A 22,571-nucleotide genomic window follows, 5' to 3' on the forward strand; every position below is an offset into this window, starting at 1 on the left:
TCCGTGCCCGCCTCACTTGACGGCGAGCTTCGACAGGTCGAGGCGCGAGTTCGTGCCGTCGTACGGGAAGCCCGTGACGCCCTTCCGTACCGCCGTGATCGACGTGGCCGTGTAGAGCCACTCGCCGGCAGCGTCCTCGCTGACGATCCGCGCCGCCTTCTGCAGGTCGGCGACCTTGGCGACTTCGTCCGTCGCGGCGACCGAGTCGGCGTAGAGCGACTGCACCTCGGCGTTGTCGTAGCCGAAGTAGTACTCCGGGTTCGCCCAGTTGCCGAAGTCGCGCGCCTCGACGTGGTTCACCATCGACAGGTCGAAGTCGCGCGTGCCGCTCTTCGGCGCCTCGAACACCTGCGACAGCCAGGTGGCGAAGTCGACACGCTTGACCGTCAGGGTGATGCCGACGTCGGCGAGCTGCGACTTCAGCACGTCGCCGATCGTCGCTGAGTAGATGTTCGCGTAGGTCAGCGTGAGGTCGAGCTTCGGGTGACCGGCCTCGGCGAGGAGCTTCTTCGCGTTCGCGGGGTCGTACGCGTCGATGTCGGTGAGGTCCTGGTAGCCGGGGTCGAGCTCGGGGATCGGGCCGCCCTGCTCGACGCCGGTGCCGCCGATCGCCTTGATGATCGCCTTGGCGTCGATCGCCTGCCGGATCGCCTGGCGCACCCGCTTGTCGGTGAACGGCGCCTTCTGGTCGTTGAACGCGAGCGTGTACTTGTCGGTCGTCTTGCCGGTGTGCAGCGAGATGTCCGAGCTGTTCTGCAGCTGGCTCTTGAGCGTGCCGTCGACGGCGGTCTGCACGTCGAGGTCGCCGTTCGCCATGGCGTTCACCGCGGTGGACGGCTGCGTGATGTAGCGGAAGACGACCTTGGCGACCTTCGCCTTCGTGCCCCAGTAGTCGGCGTTCCGCTCGAAGGTGAGCGAATCGCCCTGCTTCCAGCTCGACACCTCGTACGGGCCTGTGCCGTTGGCGGTGTCCGACAGGTCGTTCTTCGCGGCCTTCTCGAGTACCAGACCTGCGCGCCCCGTGAGGTTCCAGAGCAGGTCGGAGTCGGGCTTGGCGAGCTTGAGCTCCACCACACCGGAGGACGGCGAGGTGATCGACGTCACGTTCGCGAGCTGCGCGGAGTCGACGTACGAATCGTTCGACTTGACCTGCTGCAGCGACCAGACGACGTCGGCCGCGGTGACGTCCTTGCCGTCCTGGAACGTGGTGCCGTCGCGCAGCGTGAACGTGTACGTCAGGCCGTCGTCCGACACCGCGTGCTTCGACGCCAGCACGTCGCGGACGTCACCGTCCGCCGTACGGCCGACGAGCCCCTGGTAGACGTTGTCGATGAGCACCTGGTCGAGTGCGGCACCGGACTGCGTGCGGATGTCGAGGCTCGTCGGTTCGAGGACGAGACCGACGCGGACGGTGGCGTCGGTGCCGCCGTCCTCGTTCGAGGATCCGGAGCAGCCGGTCAGCACGAGGGCCGAGGCGACGGCCACCGCGGTGGCGGCGAGGGCCGCGCGGCCGAGGCGGGAGGTGCTGCGGGCGGGGAGCGGACTCATGGGTGGTGGGTTCCTTCCGGCGCGGTGGCGACGGTCGTCGCGCGCGCTTGCACGAGGTTAGCGGCGGCCGGGGTGCTCCGGCGACGGTTCTTCGATCCGGTGCAACAAACCGTTACGTTCCGCCCATGCCCGGATCGCCGTGGCCAGTTCGAGGGGCGCCTGGTTCTGCACCGCGTGCCGGGCCTCGACCGTGACGATCTCGGCGTCGGGCAGGCGCTCGGCGAACTGCGCGTGCAGCTTCGGTGACACGTAGCCGCGGTCGCCGCGGACGAGCAGGATCGGGACGTCGAGGGCCTCGAGGTCCGGCCACGCGTCCGCGAACCGCCCCACCGACGAGGTGCGTCCGGCGGGGAGGTGCGGGAAGTGGTGGCGTCGCACGAGCCGCCCGTCGGCCCCGAGCCGTGTGGTGTGCCGGGCCTCGCGCAGGAGCACCGCGCGGTCGTCGCCGACGCGGGCCTCCACGGCGCGGTCGACGACCTGTTCGAGCGACGTGAACGGCTCCTCGGCCTCGAGCGCGCGGGCGATCCGGTCGACGGCCCGCTGGGCGAAGTCCGGTGACATGTCGACGAGCACGAGTCCGGTGACGCGTTCCGGCGCGGTCGCTGCGAGCCGGGCGGCGAGGATCGCGCCGAGGGAGTGCCCCACGACGATCCCCGGCCGGACCCCGAGCGCGTCGAGGGCCGCGAGCACGCTCGGTGCCGTCGCGCCGGCCCCGTAGTCCGCGTCGTCGCGCCACCCGGACCGGCCGTGGCCGGGCAGGTCCACGGCGACCGCCGGCTCGCCGACGGCGAGCGCGGTCTGGTCGAAGCTGTGGGCGTCGATGCCGAGCCCGTGCAGGTAGGTGATCCGCGCCTCCTGGCCGTCCGCCGTGTCCCAGCGGATCGCGGCGAGCTCCTGTCCGTCGGTGGTGCGGACCACCTGCCTGGAGGCGCGCATCGGCGCCGTCACGCCGCTCGCGTGGGCGAGGTCGGCCAGGTCTGCGAATTCGTCGTCGGCATCGGGCACGGGGACGATCCTCGCACCGTGCGGACCCTTGGGTCTCTTAGGTAAGGCATGCCATACTTGCCGCGTGGCAGCCCGGTACCGTGTCTTCTCCGTCCGCGTGGCAGCCGTCACGTCCCTCACCCCGCACTTCGTCCGGGTGACCCTGACGGGCGACGCCCTCGCCGAGTTCTCGTCCGTCGGCCTCGACCAGCGCATCAAGATCGTGCTGCCGATCCCCGGGCACGGCTTCACGGACCTGCCCGACGGCGAGGACTGGTACGGCGCCTGGCGTGCCCTGCCCGACGCGGTCCGGAACCCGCTCCGCACCTACACGGTCCGCTCCTTCCGACCGGACGCCCGTGAGCTCGACATCGACTTCGTCGCGCACGGCGACACCGGACCCGCCTCGCGCTGGGTCTCGGAGTGCCGGGTCGGCGACGAACTGCGCATCGTCGGGCCGGCGGTGCCGTCGTCGCCCGCGGAGCTCCCGACCGGTGCGGCCGAGTTCGACCCCGGTGCCGCGAACCGGATCCTGCTCGCCGGCGACGAGACCGCCGCCCCGGCCATCTGCGCCATCCTCGAGGCGCTCGACGTCGCCACCGTCGGCCACGTCTTCATCGAGGTGCCGACCGACGCCGACCGGCTGCCCGTGTCCGCGCCCGCCGGGGTCGAGGTCCGCTGGATCGCCCGGAACGGCGCCTCGCACGGCGTCCGGATGACCGACCAGGTGCACGCCTGGGCGTCGACCGTCGCGGCGGGGCCGTCGTGCGGCGACGCGGGGGAGCTCGTCGACGTCGACGTCGACGAGCAGGTGCTCTGGGACATCCCGGCCGGCGACGAGCCGCGACCCGTCTACGCCTGGATCGCGGGCGAGGCCGGGTGCGTCAAGGAACTCCGCCGGCACCTCGTGCGCGGTGTCGGGCTCGACCGGAAGCAGGTCGCGTTCATGGGGTACTGGCGGCACGGCAAGGCCGAGAATTGAGCGCTTCCGTCGACGGTGCCGGCGCTGCGTCGTCTGTGCCGGCGACCGCGCTCGGGGCCCGGGGGCTGACGCTCGCGTACGACGACCGGGTCGTGGTGTCCGCGCTCGACGTCGACATCCCGGACGGTGAACTCACCGTCATCGTCGGGCCGAACGCGTGCGGCAAGTCGACGCTGCTGAAGTCGTTCGCGCGGACGCTCAAGCCGACCGCCGGCACCGTGTACCTGGACGGGTCGCCGATCTCGTCCCTCCGCCCGAAGGCCGTCGCGCGCCGCGTCGGGATGCTCCCGCAGACCCCGATCGCGCCGGACGGCATCACCGTGCGCGACCTGGTGTCCCGGGGGCGGTTCCCGCACCAGGACCTGCTGCACCCCTCGTCGGGGTCGGACCGGCGGGCCGTGCAGGCCGCGCTCGAGCAGACGTCGACCGTGTCGCTCGCCGACCGCAGCGTGGACGAGCTGTCCGGCGGGCAGCGACAGCGGGTGTGGATCGCGATGGTGCTCGCGCAGGAGACCGACATCGTCCTGCTCGACGAGCCCACCACGTTCCTGGACATCGCGCACCAGTACGACGTGCTCGAGCTGGCCTCGGCGTTGCACGCGGCCGGTCGGACCGTCGTCGCGGTGCTGCACGACCTCAACCAGGCGGCGCGGTACGCCACGCACGTGATCGCGATGCGTGACGGGTCGATCGTGGCGTCGGGGCCGCCGGCGTCGGTCGTGACGGCCGACCTCGTCGAGGACGTGTTCGGGCTGCCGTGCGTGGTCGTCGCCGACCCCGAGACGGGCACGCCCCTCGTGGTGCCGCGGCGCCCCGCGGCCTGACGCGCTGCGCGCTGCGCGGCGCGCTGCGCGGCGCGCTGCGCGGCGCGCTGCGCGGCGCGCTGCGCGGCGCGCTGCGCGGCCGCGGGCGCGCCCGCTGCGCGCCCGCGGGTGCGCGCCCGGGGTCGGTCAGGTCGCACGAAGTGCCGCTCGCGCGCGCCGCGGGCGGCACTTCGTGCGACCCGGGCGTCACGCCCGCGGCGTGTCGTGCGACCTCGAGACGGACGTGACCCGACGCGGTGGGCGCGCACCGATCCGGACGGGAGGCACGGTGCGGGACCGTCCCGCGCCTCCCGTCGGGGTGTCGGCCAGCTCCACCCCCGCGAGGTCGCGAGAACTGCCGCTCGCGCGCGCCGCGGGCGGCACTTCGTGCGACCTCGCCGCCACGCGCGCGGCGTGTCGTGCGACCTCGGGGCGCGCGCGCGCGGGCGCGCCGCACGCGCGTCAGCGGTAGTTGCCGTCCTCGAGGCCGGCCTCGATCTCGAACCGGTTCCGCAGCGGATCCTGCCCCGCCAACGCGTACACGATCGGCATGAGCATCCCGTACCGCCGCCACTGGTCGACGTGCACCCGCTCGTGCCGGAGCACCCGGTCGCCGTCGTTGTCCCGCGTGAGGTAGACCGACCCCACGCACGTGCCACCGCGGCGGAACACCCACCGCGGCAGCCCGGTGCACACGATCAGCCCGTCGACGACCCGCACCGTCCCGGTGGAGAGCGGGACGCCGACGGCGAGGCCGACCGCGGTCGCGAACGCCCACCCCGCCCGGGACACGGGGGAGTCGAGCAGGGGGTTCCGCACCGCTACTCCGGGCGGCCGTAGGTCTCGAGCAGTCGCAGCCAGATCTCGTTCATCGTCGGGTAGGCGGGGACGGCGTGCCAGAGGCGGTCGACCGGGACCTCGCCCACGACGGCGATCGTCGCGGCGTGCAGCATCTCGGCGACGTCCTGCCCGACGAAGGTCACGCCGACGACGACCCCGCGGTCCTCGTCGACGACCATCTTCGCCCGCCCGGTGTAGCCGTCCGCCTGCAGCGAGGCGCCGGCGACGTTGCCGAGCTCGTACTCGACCGCCCGGACGTTCAGCCCCTGCTCGCGGGCCTTGGCCTCGGTCAGGCCGACGCTCGCGACCTCGGGATCGGTGAAGGTGACCTGCGGGACCGCAGCGTGGTCGGCGGTGGCGACGTGCGCGCCCCACGGTTCGGTGTGCAGCGGCGTGCCCTGGTGCCGGGCGGCGATCGCCTCGCCCGCGGCACGCGCCTGGTACTTGCCCTGGTGGGTGAGGAGCACGCGGTGGTTGACGTCGCCGACGGCGTAGAGCCAGTCGGTGCCCTGCACGAGCATCGTGTCGTCGACCTGCAGCCAGTCGCCCGCGGTCAGCCCGACGGACTCGAGGCCGAGGTCCTTCGTGGTCGCGGCGCGTCCGGTCGCGGCGAGGACCTCGCTCGTGATGACCGTCGAGCCGTCGTCGAGCGTCGTCGTGACGAGGCCGTGCTCGTCGCGGTCGACGCGGGTGGGGTTCACGCCGGTGCGGACGTCGACGCCCAGCTCGCGGAGGGAGTCGGCGACGAGCTCTCCCGCGAACGGCTCCATGCCGCCGAGCAGCCCGTGCCGTGCGACGAGCGTGACCTTCGCCCCGAGGGACGCCCACGCGGTCGCGAGTTCCGAGCCGGAGACCCCGCCGCCGATGACGAGCAGGCTCTCGGGCACCGTCTGCGCACTGGTGGCCTCGCGCGTGCCCCACGGCGTCGCGTCGGCCAGCCCCGGGACGTCGGGGAGGGTGTGCAGCGAGCCCGTGACGACCGCGATCGCCGCGGCTGCCGTGTACGTCGTGCCGTCGACCTCGATCGTCTTCTCGCCGGTGATCCGGGCGTGGCCGCGGATGAGGTCGATGTCGGCGGACTCGAGCCACGAGACCTGGCCGTCGTCCTTCCAGTCCGAGGTGAAGGAGTTCCGTCGGGCGAGCACGTGCGCCGCGTCGAGGTCGCCCGTGACCGCCTGCTTCGCACCGTCGAGTCGCTTCGCCGCGGCGAGCGCGTGCCCGCTGCGCAGCAGGGCCTTGGACGGCATGCACGCCCAGTAGGAGCACTCGCCGCCGACGAGCTCGGCCTCCACGATGGCGACCGACAGGCCGCGCTTCTTGGCGTAGTCCGCCACGTTCTCGCCGACTGCGCCGGCGCCGATCACGATGAGGTCGTAGTCCGTCATGTCGCCGAGCGTACGCGGATCGGCATGGGTCATGCCGGGCGCGGTGCGTACCCGTGGAGAACGGGTCCGCGGGGGAGCGCGGGGACCGTCAGACGGTGCGGGACGCGCTCGTCAGCGCGCCGACCGCACGCAGGATGACGCCGAGGTCGTCGACCGCGCGGTCCGGGTCGACCGGCGCGAACCCGGTGAGGGCCGCGCCCGCCAGTCGTCGTCCGCGCGTGGCGGCCTGGATGCGCTCGACGAGACCGGCGCCGTCCAACCCGAACGGGACGGGCTCGAGCAGCCCGTCCACCTCTGACGGGTCGAGGACGTCCAGGTCGACGTGCACGAACACCGCCTGGGCACCGGTGGCGTCCACCGCTGCCGCGATCGCGTCCGGGGTGGCGGCGTCGACGTCGAGGTGCACGATCCCGGCACGGTCGAGGGCACCTGCCTCGGCGTCCTCGACCCCGCGCACGCCGGCGACGACGACGGACGAGGCCGCCAGGGTCGGAAGGGCCGGGAACAGGTCGTCGGGGCGGTCCACGAGGATGCGGAGCACGGCGGTCTCGGCGGCGACGGGCTGGGCGCGGTTGAGTGCCCGGAAGCCGCTCGACCCTGCGATCCGCACGAAGGCGGTGTCCGGTGCGAGCCCGACCGTGGCGCCGAGCACGCTCGCACCGTCACCGCCGACGACGAGGACCGGCTCGCTCGACACCGTGGTCTCCTCGGCGACGCGTTCGGCCACCGAGAGGACCGAGGTGTACCGGGCGACGGCCGTCTCGAGACGGTCGCCGGCGCCCGCCGGGACGTCGACCACGGTGGTCGACGCGCGCGGGAGGTCGGCCGCGATCGCCGCGGCTCCGTCCCCGAGGCGCATCGCACGGGACGACGCCGAACCCTGCCACTGACCGACCACGAGGAACTGCATCGTGCCAGTCTGTCAGGCAGGGTCCGGCGTCGTCCGAGGAGCGCGTCAGATGCTCGACGAACCGCCGGACTTCAGGGCGGCGAGCCGTGCCTCGACCTCGGCGTCCTTGCCCACGTCCTCGAGGCTCTCGAACTGCGAGTCGAGGCTCGACGACTGCAGCTCCTGCTGGCCGAGGACCTTCGCCTCTTCGCGGCGCACCTTCTCCTCGAAGCGGCCGAGGTCGCTCGTCGGGTCGAGCACGTCGATGTTGCCGAGCGCGTCGTTGACCTTGGACTGCGCCTCGGCCGTCTTCGACCGGGCGACGAGGTTGTCGCGCTTCGAGCGGAGCTCCTCGAGCTTCTGTTCCATGCCGGCGAGGCCCGACTTGAGCTTCTCCACCGCCTCGTTCTGCGAGGCGAGGTTCGGCTCGGCGTCCTTGACCTCCTGCTCGGCCGCGATCTGCTTGCCGATCGCGATCTTGGCGAGGTTGTCGAACTTGTCCGCCTCGGCCGTCTTGCCCTCGGTGCGGTACTTGTCCGCAGCGGAGGAGGCGTTGGCGGCCTTCTGGCCCCACTCCACCGCTGCCCGCTTGTCCTCTTCGTGGTCCTGCTCGAGCAGTCGGACGTTGCCGATCGTCTGCGCGATCGCCGTCTTGGCGTCCGCGATGTTGTTCGTGTAGTCCCGCACGAGCTGGTCGAGCATCTTCTGGGGATCCTCGGCGTCGTCGATGAGCTGGTTGATGTTCGCCCGGACGAGGGTCGAGATCCGCCCGAAGATCGTCTGCTTTGCCATTGCTGTTCCCTTTCGTGGAAGGACTGGTGTGGTGCTGTTGGTCTGTGGTGCCGGGTCTAGAAGCGGCCGCCGCCGGAGAAACCGCCCCCGCCGCCTCCGCCGCCCCCGCCGAAGCCGCCGCCGCCCCCGAAGCCGCCGCCTCCGCCGAAGCCGCCACCCCCGAAGGAGCCGCCGCCGTAGCTGCCGCCGCGACCGCCGAGCAGGCCACCGAGCACGATGCCGGTGACGAGGCCGCCGAGCTGCGCGCCGTTGCCGCCACCGCCGCCGAGGCCGCCGCCACCGCCCCAGCCGCCCATGTCGTCGTTCGCGGCGTCCATCGCGGCCGCCGCGTACTGCTCGGCCGCACGCGCTGCCTGGAGCGCCTGCCCCGGGTCCGTCGTGGCGAGCTGGACGGCGTCGTCGAGTGCTCGTTGCGCCTCGGACAGCCGCGTCCGCGCCGTCGGTCCGACCCCGCCGCGGTGCAGCGAGATGAACTCGCGCGCCTGGCTGATCCGGTTCCGGGCGTCGCGGAGCGCGTCGTCGAGCGCACGGGATGCCCGACGCTGCTGTTCCTCGGCGCCACGGGCCGCGGCGATGGCCTGGTCGATCTCGGTGTTCGCCTTGGTGAGGGCGTCGACCGCGGTGATCGGGTCCTTCGGGTCGAAGCCCTGCCGCAGCACGGTCTCGGCACGGGTGACCGCGGCGGCGAGTTCCGGTCCGCCGACGGTGAGGGTGCGCGCCGCGGCGACGTCGCCCTCGATGTCGACGCGCATCGCCTCGGCGCGTGCGGTGGCCTCGGCGAAGCTCGACTCGGCAGCGCTCGCGCTCGACGTGAGCTGCTGCACCTGCGCGAGGGCGTGCTGGGCGTCGCGCACGGCGACGACCGCCTCGCCCTTGTCGCCCGCGGCGATCGCTGCGGTGGCCGCCTGGGACCGTTCGGTCGCGTAGGCGAGGACCTGCTCGGCCTGGTCGACGCTGTCCGACACGGTGGCGAGGGTCCGGCCGGTGTACGCCGAGCGGACCCGGTCCAGCGCGGCGCTCGCCTGCTGGACCGATGCCGGGGCGGCCGCGACGGCCTGCGCGAGCGCGGCAGCGGCGTCCTCGACGCCGTCCTCGAGCGAGCGGAGCTTGTCGAACGACTCCGTCTGCTCCTCGATCGAGGCGTGCGCCTGCTCGCAGATGGCGATGATCTGGTTCGCCCAGTCGGCGCGCTGCTGCGGTGAGTCCGGGATCTCGTCGTCGAGCTGCTGCTGGAACGTGAAGGCCTTGCGCACGGCCTGCTGCGCCGCGGCGACCGCCTCGGCGAAGGGCTTCGCGGCGTCGGCCCCGAACTGCGCGGTGGCGAACCCGACCTCTTGCTCGGCGGTGCGCAGCTCGTCGTCGATCGTCACGAGGGCGCCACCGGCGGTCCGCTCGAGGTCGGCGAGGGACGCTTCCTGCGCCTTCGTCGCGGCGGCCGTCCGGCGCTTGTTCCGCGTCCGGACGACGAGCACCACGACGACGACCGCGACGACGACGACGGCGAGGAGGATCCACAGCCAGGTGAGGTCCGGCGGCGCCTGGGTGTCGGCGAGGCCGTTCGCGAAGGCCAGCGCGGCACCGGACCAGTCGCTCTGCTTGAGGGCCGGCAGCAGGTCGTCGTCCACCGCGGACTGGACGTCGGACTCCGAGATGCTCGTCTCGTTCGTCTGCTGGACGTCGTAGTTCCGGTCGTCGACGGCGACCGACAGCAGGATGCCGTCGGAGTCGATCTGGTTCGCCGACATCGTCGCGGCGCCCCACTCGGTGTGGTCTGACGGGTTCGTGAACGTCGGGACGAAGACGACGTAGAGCTGGGTCTTCGTGTCCGTGTAGAGCTGTTGCACGGCGTTCTCGATCCGGGACTGCTGCGAGGAGCTGAGCACGTCGGCTTCGTCGAGGACGTACGCGCCACCGAGGTCGACCGGCGCGGTCGCTCGCGCCGTCGCCGCCGGTGCCAGCACGAGGAACACGGCCAGGAGTGCCGCAGCGATGCGTCCCACCAGCCCCGGCGTCCCCCTGTCGGTCCTCGTCGTGCCCGTGGCCGATCCGCCCTGGACCGCTCGCATCCGTCCTCCGTCCGTCGCCGTGGTCACGGTCCGAGTACCCCCGGAACCGCGCCCCGGAGCGCTGTTGCCCGGAGTCTATCCACGCCGCGCAGCGCTCGGACAGACTCCGGGCGAACCCTCGTGGAACCCCGGGCCTGTGCAGGTGTTGTACCCCGGACCGGGGTATGCTCGGGGAGCGTTCGACGACGAACGAGACAGGGGAACTGCAATGGAGCGAACAACCAGCACCGAGGTCGTCCCACTCGAGGACGGCTACCACCGTGTGTCGACGCCGGCGAGCGGTGTCATCGGCTTCGTGCGCGAGCACGACGGCCGCTACGAGGTCCTCCGCGGACGGGTGCGCCAGGCGACCCGGTCCGAAGGGCTCTACAGCACGATGAACGTCGCGCTCATCGCGCTCACCCACGCCTGAACCACCCCACGTAGGCTCGCCTGCGTGAGTCTCCCGCGCCTCCAGACCGTCGTGGTGACGATCCGGCGGTCCGGCGGCAGTCCCGACGCGGACCGGGAGGCGCTGCTCACCGCCGTCGCGTCGGCGGCGGATGTCGACGTGTCGGCCGTGCGCGCGGGGCGCGTCTGCCCGCACTGCGCTGCGACGGACCACGGTCGCCCCTGGGCCGAGGTCGACGGCTCCGCCGTCGGCGTGAGCCTCGCACGGACCGCCGACCTCGTCGCACTGGCCGTCGGACCACCCGGGATCGGCGTCGACCTCGAGCGCGTGTCGCGGGTCGCGGCAGCCCCGCTCGACGCGTTCACGCCCGGGGAGCTCGCCCGGTCCGGCGACGACACTGCACGGGCGGCGTGCTGGGCGGTGAAGGAGGCCGTCCTCAAGCGTGACGGTCGAGGACTCCGGGTGGACCCCACCCGCGTCGACGTCGACCTGGGTCGGGGCACGGCGGTCCTCGACGGGGTGTCGCAGCCGGTCTCGGTGCTGTTCCCCGCGGTCGACGTGGTGCTCGCGGTCGCGGCGGGAGGGGCTCCGGTCAGCGTGGGAGCGTGAGGACCTCGACGCCGTCCTCGGTTGTCGCCACCGTGTGCTCGGTGTGCGCGGTGCGTGCTCCCGTGGCGCTGCGGAGCGTCCAGCCGTCCGGGTCGGTGACGAGCACGTCGGTGTCCGCCATCACCCACGGTTCGAGCGCGAGGAGCAGCCCGGGGCGGAGGGTGTAGCCGCGTCCGGGTCGCCCGGTGTTCGACACGTGCGGGTCCTGGTGCATCGTCGAGCCGATGCCGTGGCCGCCGAACTCGACGTTGACGGGGTAGCCGGCGCCCTCGAGCACCGTGCCGATGGCGTGCGACAGGTCGCCCGTGCGGACGCCGGGGCCGGCGGTCTCGATCGCTGCGGCGAGGGCGCGCTCGGTGGCGTCGATGAGGGCCAGGTCGGCCGGGTCCGGTGTGCCGACCACGAAGCTGACGGCGGCGTCGGCGGCGATGCCGTCGAGCGAGACGGCCAGGTCGAGCGTCAGCAGGTCGCCGTCCTGCAGGGTCCGGTCGTGGGGGAGTCCGTGCAGGACGGCGTCGTTGACGGCGGTGCACACGTGGTGGCCGAACGGCCCGCGTCCGAACGACGGGGCGTAGTCGACGTAGCAGGACTCGGCGCCGGCGTCCTCGATCATCGCCTTCGTCCACCGGTCGATCTCGAGCAGGTTCGTGCCGACGCGGGTGCGCTCGCGCAGGGTCTGCAGGATCGTGCCGACGAGCGCTCCGGTGGCGCGGGCCCGGTCGACCTCGGCCGGGGTGAGGATCTCGATCATGGGATGATCATACCGGTACTGGAAGACCGGTATTAGTGTGGGCACATGGTCCGTCTCCCGCTCAGCCCCGACGAGGTCGCCCGTGGTCGGCGGCTCGGAGCGCTGCTCCGTCGTGCCCGCGGGGAGCGCTCGATGCTCGACACGGCGCTGCGGGCCGGGATCTCGCCGGAGACGCTGCGGAAGATCGAGACCGGCCGCATCGCGACGCCGGCGTTCTCGACGATCGCGTCCGTCGCCGGGGTCGTCGGGCTGTCCCTCGACGCGGTGTGGGCCGAGGTGAACCGTACCCCGGAGACGGCCGACGTCGGCGGCGCTCCGGACCTGGTCGAGACCGCGAGCTGACGCGCGCGACGCCGCCGACCGATCCCTAGAGCGCGGGGACGGTGGGCTCGTCGAGCCAGGGTGCCGTCACGGCCCGGACCGCGTCGACGTCGGTCCCTGCTGCGTCGGCGAACGCGGCGTGCACGTCCTCCGGTGCGACCGACCCGTACCGGTGTCGCTCGGTGATCGTCCGGAGCCCGGCGAAGAACGCGTCGTCGCCGACCGACCGGCGGACGGCGTGCAGGGCCAGGGCGCCGCGCTTGTAGACCCGGTCGTCGAACATGTCCTTCGGGCCCGGGTCGGCCACGACCAGGTCCTCGGGCTGCTCCAGGAGCCCGTCGCGGTACGTCGCCGCGAGGGTGTCCGCCGACTCGCCGCCGCGGTGCTCCGACCAGAGCCACTCGGCGTAGCAGGCGAAGCCCTCGTGCAACCAGATGTCCTTCCACCTGGCGACCGTCACCGAGTTGCCGAACCACTGGTGCGCGAGTTCGTGTGCGATCAGCCGGTCGGTGCCGTGCTCGCCGTCGACGTGGTTCCGGCCGAACACCGCCAGGCCGTGCGCCTCGAGCGGGATCTCGAGCTCGTCGTCGGTCACCACGACGCCGTACGACGCGAACGGGTACGGCCCGAACCGGTCGGCGTACAGGGCGAGCATGTCCGGTACCCGTCCGAAGTCCGTCTTCGCGGCCGTGCCGAGGTCGGCGGGGTGGTGCAGCGTGACGGGGGTGTCCGAGCCGCGGAGCTTCGTCGTGCGGTAGCGCCCGATCTGCACCGTCGCGAGGTAGGTCGCCATCGGCTCGGTCGTGGCGTACGTCCACGTCGTGCCGGCGCGGGCGCGCTCCTTGCCGAGCAGCTCGCCGTTCGCGACGACGTCGTAGGCGGCCTCGGCGGTGATCTCGAACCGGTAGGTGGCCTTGTCGTCCGGTCGGTCGTTGCACGGGAACCACGACGGGGCGCCGGTGGGCTGCGCGGCGACGATGACGCCGTCGGTCAGCTCCTCCCAGCCGATCTGGCCCCACGGGCTGCGGAGCGGGTGCGGTGTGCCGCGGTACCGCACGTGGACGGTGAAGTCCGTGCCGGCGGCGACCGGCTCGGCCGGGGTCACGGTGAGCTTGTGCGTCGCGGCCGTGTGCTTCTTCGCCCGCTTGCCGTCGACGTCCACCCGGTCGACCGTCATGCCGTGCAGGTCGAGGACGACACGGTCGAGGTCCTCGTGCGCACGGCCGGTGATCGTCGCGGTGCCGTCGAGGCGGTTCGTCGCGACGCGGTACTCCAGACGGAGCTCGTAGTGGTGGGCGCTCCAGCGTCGGTCGCCGCTGTGCGGGGTGTACGGGTCGGCGTCTGGGTTCGTCGAGGCGGGCTTCACGGTGCCGTCGAGTCTGCCACGGCGACGTGCTCGACGGACGACCGCGCCGGCACCGGCGGCGCCGATGTCCACGGAGCGATCGGGTTGCCGGACCAGTGCGTCCCGCCGGGCACCTGCTCGCCGCGCATCACGAGGGACGCCGGCCCGACGGTGGCGCCCGGTCCGATGCCCGCCGCCGGCAGCACCACGCTGTGCGGCCCGAGCGTCGCACCCGGGTCGAGACGGACCTCGTCGAGCTGCATCACCCGGTCGTGGAACAGGTGCGTCTGCACGACCGTGCCGCGGGCCACGGCGGCTCCGGACCCGATCGTCACGAGGTCGGCCTCCGGGAGCCAGTACGTCTCGAGCCAGGTACCGCGGCCGATCGTCGCCCCGAGACTGCGGAGCCACGCCGCGAGGGCCGGGGTCCCCGTCGCCTGCTCGGCGAACCACGGCCGGGCGACGGTCTCGACGAACGTGTCCTGCACCTCGTTCCGCCACACGAACGACGACCAGAGCGGGTGCTCGCGGGCGGCGATCCGGCCGACGAAGGACCACTTCGCGATCGTCGACACCACCGCTGCGACGGCACCGGCGACGATGAGCACCGGCCCGGCGAGCAGCACCGTCCACCCGATGCCCACGGCCGTCCAGAGCGCGAGCAGCGTGCCGACGACCCCGAGCGCGATCCCCGCGGACACCATCGGGGCGACCAGGCGCAGGAGTTCCCAGCAGCCTCGAGCGACCTTGAGGGACCGCGGCGGCCGGAACGTGCGCTCCTCGTCGAACTCCGCCGTGGCGCGTCGGAGCCGCACCGGGGGAGAGCCGAGCCACGACGATCCGCGCTTCGCCTTCTTCGGGACGGCGGACAGCACCGCGACCAGGGCCTCGCGCGGCACCGAACGTCCGGCGCCCGTCATCCCGCTGTTGCCGAGGAACGCCCGCCGTCCCACCTTCGACCGACCGATCCGCACCCGACCGCCGCCGAGCTCGTACGTCGCCACCATCGTGTCGTCGGCGAGGAACGCCCCCGAGGCGATCTGCGTGAGCGCCGGGATGAGCAGGACCGTCGAGATCTCGGTGTTCCGTCCCACCCGCGCCCCGAGCAGTCGGAGCCAGAACGGGGTCACGAGCGACGCGTACACCGGGAACAGCAGCGTCCGGGCGCCGTCGAGGATCCGCTCGGTCGTCCACACCTGCCAGCCGATCCGGGAGCGCACCGGGTGCCGACCCTCGTGCAGACCGATCCCGAGCAACCGCACCGCGGCCACGACGAGTGCCGCGTACACGAGCCCCGCGACGACCGTCCCCACCGGTACCCACGCCAGCGCGAGCAGCACGGCCCGCTGGAGGGACGCGACCGGTCCGACGAGGAGCCACACCAGCCCCACCCCCGCGGCGACACCGATCACCGGCAACCCGGCCACGGCCAGGGACCCGGCCCCGTACGCCAGCAGCCACCGGCGTCGGGACGGGGGTCGCGCCTCCCGGTCGTGCCGAGCCGACCCGACGCGTTCCGCCGGCGACCCCGCCCACCGCTCCCCGTCGGGGACCCGGTCGGCGACCGCGGAACCGGCCTCCACCTCGGCACCGACGCCCACGTGCGCACCCGGCAGCAGCGTCGTCCGGCTGTGCACCACGGCGTCCGCGTCGATCCGGACCCGGCCGAGCCGGAACACGTCGCCGTCGACCCAGTGCCCGGCGAGGTCGACCTCGGGCTCGATCGACGCCCGCTTGCCGACCGTCAGCATCCCGGTCACCGGCGGCAGCGCGTGCAGGTCCACGTCCTTGCCGATCGTCGCGCCCAAGGCCCTGGCGTAGTAGCTGATCCACGGCGCACCGGCCGTCGAGGGGCCGTCCACCGCCTCAGCGATCCGCTCCGCGAGCCAGACCCGCACATGCACCGACCCGCCACGGGGGTGGTCACCCGGACGCACCCCGACGAGGAGGGCCCGGACGAGGACGACCGTCACGGCCATCTTCCCCGCCGGGGTGACGAACAGGACGAGCGCCACGACGAGCGCCGGCCAGGGCAGCACCGGGACGGACGGCAGCGTCGTCGCGTGCAGCACCGCCGCCACGAGCGCCGTCCACGTCAGCACCCGCAGACCACGGAGCACCTGCAGGGGCAGCCCGAGCACCGTCATCACCACACCCGTCGCCGGCGGGACCGGCCGGACCTCGCGCGGCACCGACGTCACCGGGCCGGAGTCGTCGAGCGCGGCCGCCAGCGCACCGATCCGCGGGTGGTCGTACACGTCGGCCACCGTCGTCGTCGGGAAGCGCTCACGGATCGCCGACACGAGCTGCGCCGCCGTCAGCGACCCCCCGCCGTGCGCGAAGAAGTCGTCGTCGACGCTCGCCACCGGCACCCCGAGGATCGCGGACCACCGCTCGGCGATCCACGCCACCGTGTCCGGGAGCATCGCCGTGTCCGACGACCCCGGCAACGGCCACGGGAGCGCGGCACGGTCGACCTTGCCCGAGGTCCGCGTCGGCAGCGAATCCACCACCGCGAGCAGCGGCACGAGCGCCGCCGGGAGTTCCTCGCGCAGCCGAGCGTTCGCCGCCGCCACGTCCACCGTCGCACCCGCGACCGGCGCGACGTACCCGACCAGCACCTGGTTGCCCGCCGGCGTCCGCTGCACCACGGCAGCACCCCCGGCCACGTCCGGCAGCCCCTGCAGCGCCGCCTCGATCTCCCCGAGCTCGATGCGACGACCGCCGAGCTTCACCTGGTCGTCCGCACGACCCTGGAACACGAGTCCCTCGGGGTCGTACCGCACCAGGTCACCGCTCCGGTACGCCCGCTCCCACCCGAGCTCCGGGAACGGCGCGTACTTCTCGGCGTCCTTCGCCGGGTCCAGGTACCGCCCGAGCCCGACGCCGCCGATGACGAGCTCCCCGACACCCCCGGGCTCCACCCGGGCACCCGCCGCGTCCACCACCGCGAGGTCCCAGCCGTCCAACGGCAACCCGATCCGGATCGGCGTGCTCCCGTCGAGCAGGGCACCGCACGCCACCACCGTCGCCTCGGTCGGACCGTACGTGTTCCAGACCTCCGGATCGCGGCTCGCGATCCGCGCAGCGAGCTCCGGCGGGCAGGCCTCACCACCGAAGATGACCAACCGCACCTGCTCCAGCGCGTCGTCCGGCCACAGCGCCGCGAGCGTCGGCACCGTCGACACCACCGTGATCCCGTGCGCGATGAGCCACGGCCCGAGGTCCACACCCGTGCGCACGAGCGACCGCGGCGCCGGCACCAGGCACGCACCGTGGCCCCACGCCAACCACATCTCCTCGCACGACGCGTCGAACGCCACGCTCAGACCCGCCAGCACCCGGTCGCCCGGACCGATCGGCGCGGCCTGCAGGAACATCCGCGCCTCGGCGTCCACGAACGCCGCAGCGGACCGGTGCGCGACCGCGACGCCCTTGGGCACACCGGTCGACCCGGACGTGAAGATGATCCACGCGTCGTCGTCCTGCCGGGGGAGCTCGGCGCTCGCCGCGGGGTCGGTCACCGGGAGTTCCGCGCCGTCGCGGTCACGCAGGACGCCGCCCACTCCGATCACGCCGACGACGCCGGCCTCGCCGAACACGAGCGTGGCGCGTTCCTCGGGGTCATCGGCGTCCACCGGGACGTACGCGGCGCCGGCGGCGAGGACCGCGAGGATCGACACGTACAGGTCGCGCCCGCCGGACGGGATCCGGACGCCCACCCGGTCGCCCCGTCGGACCCCGCGTCGCGCGAGGTCGTCGGCCTGCTCGCGCACCAGTCGCACGAGCGTCGTGTAGTCGATCGTGCCGGCCGGGTCCTCGAGCGCGGTGGCGTCGGGGTGCTCGGCGGCGGTCGCGGTGAGGACGTCGAGCAGGGTCCGTGGTGCCGGGGCGTCGGCGCCCCGGGCGAGTTCGTGCTGCGGGTTCCCGGTGGCTGCGGTCATCGAGTCCTCTTCCCGGTCGCGTGCGGGGTCGACCGGCCCGTGATCCTAGGGGGTGGACGTGTCGCGTTCGGAAACACCGGGGGCGTCCGCCCGGGGACCGAGCGCGGACCGCGCCGCGTCGAGCGTCGCGGCGAGGCCGATCGAGTCGTCGAGCGAGTGCAGCGGCGACTCCGTGCGCCCCTCGGCGACGTACTGCGCGAGCGCCGCGGTCTGCCAGACGAGGCCCTGTCTTCCACGGAGGCCGCTCTCGTCCTCCCAGTGCGCCGCCTCCGCGCCGTGGTGCAGCGCGAAGGACGCGGGGAACACGAAGTGGTCGGTGTACCGCACGGTGGCCGTGCTCCCCGCGATGACCGCGAGTCCGGGCGTCCACGCCGTCATCGTCGTGGTCACCACGGCCTGCGCGCCGCCGGCCGACGTCGACACGGTGACGGACTGGAGGTCCACCCCGCGTCCGGAGACCGCTCCCGTCGTGCTGCTGGTCACCGGGGCGCCGGTGGCGAACCGTGCGAACCAGTGCCCGTAGACACCGGCATCGAGGAGGGCGCCGCCGCCGGCGGCAGGGTCGAACATGCGGTCGGCGGGGTCGGGGTCGTGCGGCCAGCCGACGTCGACGGACGCGAGCCGGACGTCGCCGAGGGCGCCGTCCGCGAGGAGTCGTGCGACGACGGTGGTCCCCGGGAGGTACCGGGTCCACATCGCCTCCATCGTGAACACCCCGGCACGTCGGGCGGCCTCGGCGAGGGTGCGGGTGTCCGCCTCGGACGTGGTCATCGGCTTCTCGACGAGGACGTGCTTGCCCGCGGCGATCGCGAGGAGCGCGTGGCCGAGGTGCTGCGGGTGCGGTGAGGCGACGTAGACGACGTCGACGGCGGGGTCCGCGACGAGGGCCTCGTACGAGCCGTGCACGCCGGGGATCCCGTGTCGCCGGGCGAAGGCGGCGGCGCGTTCGGGGGAGCGGGAGCCGACGGCGACGACGCGCTGGTCGGAGTTCGCGTGGAGCGTCGACGTGAAGTCGCCCGCGATCTCGCCGGGCCCGATCACGCCCCACCCGAGCCTCGGCCCGCCTCGCAGCGGCGCAACACCAGGTTCCGGGAACACGAGGCTCATGCCCCCGACGCTACCGCGTTGTGCACCCCTGATGGCCCCTGCCCTGACCGCCCCCGGAGGGAAGGTCGGCGAAGCCGACATCGCGGGCAGCCGCCTGAGCGAAGCGAAGTCGCCTGCTTCCGCGGGGATGTCACTGTGCCCCCAGGAGGATTCGAACCTCCGCCCCTGCCTCCGGAGGGCAGTGCTCTATCCCCTGAGCTATGGGGGCCCTGGGTGGAACCAACCGTAGCAGGTCCGCACGGCTGTCCGAGACCACGCGTGTCGACCCCGGTCCTTCCCAGAACGTGCGCGATGGGAAGCGGGATCGGGCGTACTCGGTCGAAAGAATCGACCAGGTATGCCCGTTCCCGCCAGGGTACGCGGGTGACTAGCTGACGGACAGGAGGCGCGGGGCAGGGCCGCACTGCGCCTCCCGTCCGTCTGGTGGGTACGGCGGGCGCGGGGCGCGCTCGGTGCCGGTCTTTCCCAGAACGCGCGCGATGGCAAGCGAGATCGACCCGTGTCGGGTCAGCCGGCCGGCGTCGCGGACGCGCTCGGCTGCACGACGCTCCGCACCGCGTCGACGACCGGCTGCGCGCCGCCGGGCTCGGTGAAGAGGGTGGAGGTCGCGGTGATCCAGTACGGGTCGGCGAAGGCGTCCGCGCGCCCGACGCCGTCGGTGAGCGAGAAGTACCCCTCGACCCGGTAGGTCGGCACGGATCCGCCCCGTTCGTAGAGCGCGTCCTTGAGGTTCGTGAGCGACTTCTCAGGCAGGTCGGCGACGGCGACCGTGATCGTCGTCGAGGCGTCGTCGGTCGCGCTCCAGTGGCACACGCGGCCGCGCTGCTCGGCGATGCGCGCCGCCGGGGTCCCCTTCTCCGGCGTGAAGTCGTCGTCGAGGGTGAACGTCTTCCCGTAGACGGACAGGGCGTCGGCGGGCAGGAGCTCGGCGCACGTCTGTGCGACCCGTTTCCCGATCGGACCCGCCGTGGCGCTCGGCGTGGCGCCGTCCGAGCCGCCGCCGGAGCACGCCACCAGGGCGACGGACGCGGACACGGTGAGGAGGGCGACGCTGATCGCCCGGACGCGGCTGCGGGTGGTCATCCCGACATGATGGTGCATCGACCGGGGAGGACCTGTGCGTCCCGGTAGACTCGACCCTCGTGACTCCTGCCGAACTCTCCGCCGCGTACCTGTCGATCCTGACCGGGATCGTCGAGCGACGAGGCGCGTCCGATACCGTGACCATCGAGGAGTCCCACGCGGCACTCGAACGTCCGAAGAACCGCGCGCACGGCGACTGGGCCTCGAACGCGGCGATGCAGCTCGCGAAGCGGCTCGGCACGAACCCGCGCGAGCTCGCGACGGAGATCGCCGGCGAGCTGACCGAGCTCGACGGCGTGGACTCGGTCGACGTCGCCGGCCCCGGCTTCATCAACATCACGCTCGAGGCCGCCGCTGCCGGCGAGATCGCGCGCACGATCGTCGAGGGCGGCGAGTCCTTCGGGCACGGCGACCTGTACGACGGCGTGCGGATCAACCTCGAGTTCGTGTCCGCGAACCCGACCGGGCCGATCCACATGGGCGGCGTGCGCTGGGCCGCGGTGGGTGACAGCCTCGCGCGGGTGTTCCAGGCGCAGGGCGGCCTCGTCACCCGCGAGTACTACTTCAACGACCACGGCGCGCAGATCGACCGCTTCGCCCGCTCCCTCGTGGCGTCGGCGCTCGGTGAGCCCACGCCAGAGGACGGCTACGGCGGCGCGTACATCGCCGAGATCGCGGCGCGTGTGATCGCGACGCTCGACCCGTCGGTCGACGTCAAGGACCTGCCGCGCGACGAGGCGCAGGAGCTCTTCCGGCGCGAGGGCGTCGACTTCATGTTCGCCGACATCAAGTCGTCGCTGCACGACTTCGGCGTCGACTTCGACGTGTACTTCCACGAGAACGCCCTGCACGAGTCGAAGGCCGTCGAGCGCGCCATCGAGCGACTCCGCTCGGCGGGCGTGATGTACGAGGCCGAGGGGGCCGAGTGGCTCCGGACCACCGACTTCGGCGACGACCGCGACCGCGTCGTCATCAAGTCGGACGGCGAGCCCGCCTACATCGCCGGCGACCTGGCGTACTACCTCGACAAGCGCGAGCGCGGGTTCGAGCGGAACCTCATCATGCTCGGCGCGGACCACCACGGCTACGTCGGCCGGATGATGGCGATGTGCGCCGCGTTCGGGGACGAGCCGGGCAAGAACCTCGAGATCCTCATCGGGCAGATGGTGAACCTGCTCAAGGACGGCGAGCCGATGCGCATGTCGAAGCGCAACGGCACGATCGTCACGATGGAGGACCTCGTCGACGCCGTGGGCGTGGACGCCGGCCGGTACTCGCTCGTCCGGTTCGCCAGCGACACCGCGATCGACATCGACCTCGACCTGCTCACGAAGCGCACGAACGACAACCCCGTCTTCTACGTGCAGTACGCCCACGCCCGCACGCAGTCCGTGGCCCGCAACGCCGCGAACGCCGGGGTGGACCGGTCGGCCTTCGACGCCTCGCTCCTGACGCACGACACCGAGGGGGCCCTGCTCGGCGCCCTGGCGGAGTACCCGCGCGTGGTGCGCCAGGCTGCCGAGCTGCGCGAGCCGCACCGTGTGGCGCGGTACATCGAGCAGCTCGCCGGGCTCTACCACCGCTGGTACGACGCCTGCCGGGTCACGCCCCTCGGCGACGAGGCCGTGACGGACCTGCACCGCACGCGCCTCTGGCTGAACGACGCCACCGGCCAGGTCGTCCGCAACGGGCTGGGCCTGCTCGGCGTGACGGCGCCGGAGCGCATGTAGCGGTCATCGTGCGGCCGGCGCGGAGCGCTGCGCACAACCAAAGTCGCCCCGAACTGCGGAATGCCGTGGTTCGGGGCGACTTCCGTTGTGCGGCGGGCGCTGGGCGCACGCGGCCGGCGCGACCGCGACCGCGCGCCCGTCCGGCCGACGCGCCGGGCGCACGCCGCGCCTCCAGGCTCGCTGCCGGGGCCACCTGGCAAGGTGGGACGCATGTCCGCCGCCACCGTGACCCCCCGGAAGCGCCGTCGCTGGCCCGTCGTGCTGATCGTCGTCGTGGTCGTCCTCGCCGCGCTCGTCGTGATCGCCGAGTTCGTCCTCCGCGGGGTCGTCGACCGCATCATCGCCCAGCAGGTCGAGCAGTCGCTGCCGTCCGGCGCCACCGGTGAGGTCGAGGCGCACGCGAAGGGCATCGTCATCCCGCAGCTGATCAGCGGGCAGCTCGACGAGGTCGAGATCTCCTCCGAGAAGCTCACGATCGACGGCATCCCGCTCGCCGCCGACGTCACCGCGCGTGACGTGCCCGTCGACGGCAAGGGCGACGTGCGCGACGTCGACGGCCACGTCCGGCTCGCGGCCTCGTCCGTGAAGGACCTGTCGAAGTACAGCCCGCTGTTCGACCGGCTCAGCCTGGCCGACGGTGGCGTGGAGCTCTCCGGCAAGACCGCGGTCCTCGGCTACGACATCACCTACGCGGCGAAGGGCGACGTCGCCGCGCAGGACGACGGTAAGGGCATCACGATCACGCCGAAGACGGTGCGGATCACGAACTCGTCGCTCGGCCTCAAGGTGGACTCGATCCCGGGCGTCACGAACGTCCCCGTCGAGGTCTGCACGGCGCAGTTCCTGCCGTCGGGGCTCCTCGTGCGGTCGCTCGACGTCACCGCCTCCGAGGCGACGGTGCGCGTCACGGCCGACTCGCTGCCGCTCAACGAGGCGGGGCTGCAGACGGTCGGTTCGTGCGGTTGAGCGCGTGGCTGCGTCACACGGCCAGGAGGCGCGGC

Annotated in this window: 19 protein-coding genes and 1 tRNA gene; 7 read left to right on the forward strand and 13 right to left on the reverse strand. The window is 73.0% G+C overall.

All coding sequences use genetic code 11. From position 1 onward, the window contains the following. Positions 1 to 12 precede the first annotated feature (12 nt). Together ACIPKM_RS02755 and ACIPKM_RS02760 are read right to left on the reverse strand one after the other, a co-directional pair. On the reverse strand, positions 13 to 1,548 hold the full coding sequence (locus ACIPKM_RS02755) for an ABC transporter substrate-binding protein (RefSeq protein ID WP_071296225.1): 1,536 nt from the start codon (positions 1,546 to 1,548) through the stop codon (positions 13 to 15). 57 nt (positions 1,549 to 1,605) lie between these two features. After that, positions 1,606 to 2,553 (reverse strand): alpha/beta fold hydrolase, encoded by a 948-nt coding sequence (locus ACIPKM_RS02760; protein ID WP_071296226.1) that lies wholly within the window; start codon positions 2,551 to 2,553, stop codon positions 1,606 to 1,608. A 64-nt stretch (positions 2,554 to 2,617) separates the two neighbouring features. Here ACIPKM_RS02760 and ACIPKM_RS02765 point away from each other — a divergent pair, with 64 nt between their 5' ends. After that, the gene (locus ACIPKM_RS02765; RefSeq protein WP_071296227.1) at positions 2,618 to 3,514 is read left to right on the forward strand and encodes a siderophore-interacting protein; all 897 of its coding nucleotides are present in this window, start codon (positions 2,618 to 2,620) and stop codon (positions 3,512 to 3,514) included. Then, the gene (locus ACIPKM_RS02770; RefSeq protein ID WP_217637400.1) at positions 3,511 to 4,338 is read left to right on the forward strand and encodes an ABC transporter ATP-binding protein; all 828 of its coding nucleotides are present in this window, start codon (positions 3,511 to 3,513) and stop codon (positions 4,336 to 4,338) included. The genes ACIPKM_RS02765 and ACIPKM_RS02770 overlap by 4 nt, the downstream gene beginning before the upstream one ends. Positions 4,339 to 4,779: 441 nt before the next feature. Here the strand turns inward: ACIPKM_RS02770 and ACIPKM_RS02775 are convergent, their stop codons facing one another. From ACIPKM_RS02775 to ACIPKM_RS02795, 5 genes are all read right to left on the reverse strand, one after another. Then, the gene (locus tag ACIPKM_RS02775) at positions 4,780 to 5,136 is read right to left on the reverse strand and encodes a Fe-S oxidoreductase (RefSeq protein WP_402736120.1); all 357 of its coding nucleotides are present in this window, start codon (positions 5,134 to 5,136) and stop codon (positions 4,780 to 4,782) included. Positions 5,137 to 5,138: 2 nt separating this feature from the next. Next, the gene (locus ACIPKM_RS02780; protein ID WP_071296229.1) at positions 5,139 to 6,542 is read right to left on the reverse strand and encodes an NAD(P)/FAD-dependent oxidoreductase; all 1,404 of its coding nucleotides are present in this window, start codon (positions 6,540 to 6,542) and stop codon (positions 5,139 to 5,141) included. A gap of 88 nt (positions 6,543 to 6,630) precedes the next feature. Further along, positions 6,631 to 7,452 (reverse strand): arginase family protein, encoded by an 822-nt coding sequence (locus ACIPKM_RS02785; protein WP_229085673.1) that lies wholly within the window; start codon positions 7,450 to 7,452, stop codon positions 6,631 to 6,633. Between the two features lie 45 nt (positions 7,453 to 7,497). Then, the gene (locus ACIPKM_RS02790; RefSeq protein ID WP_070416310.1) at positions 7,498 to 8,223 is read right to left on the reverse strand and encodes a PspA/IM30 family protein; all 726 of its coding nucleotides are present in this window, start codon (positions 8,221 to 8,223) and stop codon (positions 7,498 to 7,500) included. Between the two features lie 56 nt (positions 8,224 to 8,279). Continuing rightward, complete coding sequence (locus ACIPKM_RS02795) at positions 8,280 to 10,223, reverse strand: TPM domain-containing protein (RefSeq protein ID WP_402736121.1); 1,944 nt, start codon at positions 10,221 to 10,223, stop codon at positions 8,280 to 8,282. A 274-nt stretch (positions 10,224 to 10,497) separates the two neighbouring features. Here ACIPKM_RS02795 and ACIPKM_RS02800 point away from each other — a divergent pair, with 274 nt between their 5' ends. Both ACIPKM_RS02800 and ACIPKM_RS02805 read left to right on the forward strand, forming a co-directional pair. Continuing rightward, on the forward strand, positions 10,498 to 10,701 hold the full coding sequence (locus ACIPKM_RS02800) for a hypothetical protein (RefSeq protein WP_022905704.1): 204 nt from the start codon (positions 10,498 to 10,500) through the stop codon (positions 10,699 to 10,701). A 24-nt stretch (positions 10,702 to 10,725) separates the two neighbouring features. Further along, positions 10,726 to 11,289 (forward strand): 4'-phosphopantetheinyl transferase superfamily protein, encoded by a 564-nt coding sequence (locus tag ACIPKM_RS02805; protein WP_261647286.1) that lies wholly within the window; start codon positions 10,726 to 10,728, stop codon positions 11,287 to 11,289. Here ACIPKM_RS02805 and map read toward each other — a convergent pair. After that, entirely contained in the window at positions 11,273 to 12,040 is a 768-nt protein-coding gene (gene map, locus ACIPKM_RS02810) for a type I methionyl aminopeptidase (RefSeq protein ID WP_261647285.1), read from the reverse strand. The two genes, ACIPKM_RS02805 and map, sit on opposite strands and share 17 nt — an antisense overlap. A 45-nt stretch (positions 12,041 to 12,085) precedes the next feature. Here map and ACIPKM_RS02815 point away from each other — a divergent pair, with 45 nt between their 5' ends. After that, the gene (locus tag ACIPKM_RS02815) at positions 12,086 to 12,382 is read left to right on the forward strand and encodes a helix-turn-helix domain-containing protein (RefSeq protein WP_402736122.1); all 297 of its coding nucleotides are present in this window, start codon (positions 12,086 to 12,088) and stop codon (positions 12,380 to 12,382) included. Between the two features lie 25 nt (positions 12,383 to 12,407). Here the strand turns inward: ACIPKM_RS02815 and ACIPKM_RS02820 are convergent, their stop codons facing one another. From ACIPKM_RS02820 to ACIPKM_RS02840, 5 genes are all read right to left on the reverse strand, one after another. Continuing rightward, positions 12,408 to 13,799 carry a M1 family metallopeptidase gene (locus ACIPKM_RS02820; RefSeq protein ID WP_261647284.1) on the reverse strand — a complete coding sequence of 464 codons (1,392 nt, stop codon included), beginning with the start codon at positions 13,797 to 13,799 and terminating at the stop codon, positions 12,408 to 12,410. Beyond that, entirely contained in the window at positions 13,724 to 17,650 is a 3,927-nt protein-coding gene (locus ACIPKM_RS02825; protein WP_402736123.1) for a Pls/PosA family non-ribosomal peptide synthetase, read from the reverse strand. The genes ACIPKM_RS02820 and ACIPKM_RS02825 overlap by 76 nt, the downstream gene beginning before the upstream one ends. A 45-nt stretch (positions 17,651 to 17,695) precedes the next feature. Next, the gene (locus tag ACIPKM_RS02830; RefSeq protein ID WP_402736124.1) at positions 17,696 to 18,757 is read right to left on the reverse strand and encodes a Gfo/Idh/MocA family protein; all 1,062 of its coding nucleotides are present in this window, start codon (positions 18,755 to 18,757) and stop codon (positions 17,696 to 17,698) included. 136 nt (positions 18,758 to 18,893) lie between these two features. Further along, a tRNA-Arg gene (locus tag ACIPKM_RS02835) sits at positions 18,894 to 18,965 on the reverse strand. Positions 18,966 to 19,264: 299 nt separating this feature from the next. Continuing rightward, a complete protein-coding gene (locus tag ACIPKM_RS02840) occupies positions 19,265 to 19,840 on the reverse strand; it encodes a hypothetical protein (protein ID WP_071296236.1) in 576 nt (191 codons plus the stop codon). 59 nt (positions 19,841 to 19,899) lie between these two features. On the opposite strand from ACIPKM_RS02840, the gene argS reads away from it, so the two are divergent. Continuing rightward, positions 19,900 to 21,570: an arginine--tRNA ligase gene (gene argS / locus ACIPKM_RS02845; protein WP_070416303.1), complete on the forward strand. Its 1,671-nt coding sequence runs from the start codon at positions 19,900 to 19,902 to the stop codon at positions 21,568 to 21,570. A 210-nt stretch (positions 21,571 to 21,780) separates the two neighbouring features. After that, entirely contained in the window at positions 21,781 to 22,536 is a 756-nt protein-coding gene (locus ACIPKM_RS02850; RefSeq protein WP_071296237.1) for an LmeA family phospholipid-binding protein, read from the forward strand. The last annotated feature ends 35 nt before the right edge of the window (positions 22,537 to 22,571 follow it).

Source organism: Curtobacterium sp. NPDC086286 (assembly GCF_044746255.1).
In the GTDB taxonomy this organism is placed as follows: Bacteria; Actinomycetota; Actinomycetes; order Actinomycetales; family Microbacteriaceae; genus Curtobacterium.

Coding starts and splice junctions, on each gene's coding strand:
- ACIPKM_RS02755 (WP_071296225.1), bottom strand. CDS start 1,548: ATGAGTCCGCTCCCCGCCCGCAGCACCTCCCGCCTCGGCCGCGCGGCC.
- ACIPKM_RS02780 (WP_071296229.1), bottom strand. CDS start 6,542: ATGACGGACTACGACCTCATCGTGATCGGCGCCGGCGCAGTCGGCGAG.
- ACIPKM_RS02785 (WP_229085673.1), bottom strand. CDS start 7,452: ATGCAGTTCCTCGTGGTCGGTCAGTGGCAGGGTTCGGCGTCGTCCCGT.
- ACIPKM_RS02790 (WP_070416310.1), bottom strand. CDS start 8,223: ATGGCAAAGCAGACGATCTTCGGGCGGATCTCGACCCTCGTCCGGGCG.
- ACIPKM_RS02800 (WP_022905704.1), top strand. CDS start 10,498: ATGGAGCGAACAACCAGCACCGAGGTCGTCCCACTCGAGGACGGCTAC.
- map (WP_261647285.1), bottom strand. CDS start 12,040: ATGATCGAGATCCTCACCCCGGCCGAGGTCGACCGGGCCCGCGCCACC.
- ACIPKM_RS02815 (WP_402736122.1), top strand. CDS start 12,086: ATGGTCCGTCTCCCGCTCAGCCCCGACGAGGTCGCCCGTGGTCGGCGG.
- ACIPKM_RS02825 (WP_402736123.1), bottom strand. CDS start 17,650: ATGACCGCAGCCACCGGGAACCCGCAGCACGAACTCGCCCGGGGCGCC.
- ACIPKM_RS02830 (WP_402736124.1), bottom strand. CDS start 18,757: ATGAGCCTCGTGTTCCCGGAACCTGGTGTTGCGCCGCTGCGAGGCGGG.
- ACIPKM_RS02840 (WP_071296236.1), bottom strand. CDS start 19,840: ATGACCACCCGCAGCCGCGTCCGGGCGATCAGCGTCGCCCTCCTCACC.
- ACIPKM_RS02850 (WP_071296237.1), top strand. CDS start 21,781: ATGTCCGCCGCCACCGTGACCCCCCGGAAGCGCCGTCGCTGGCCCGTC.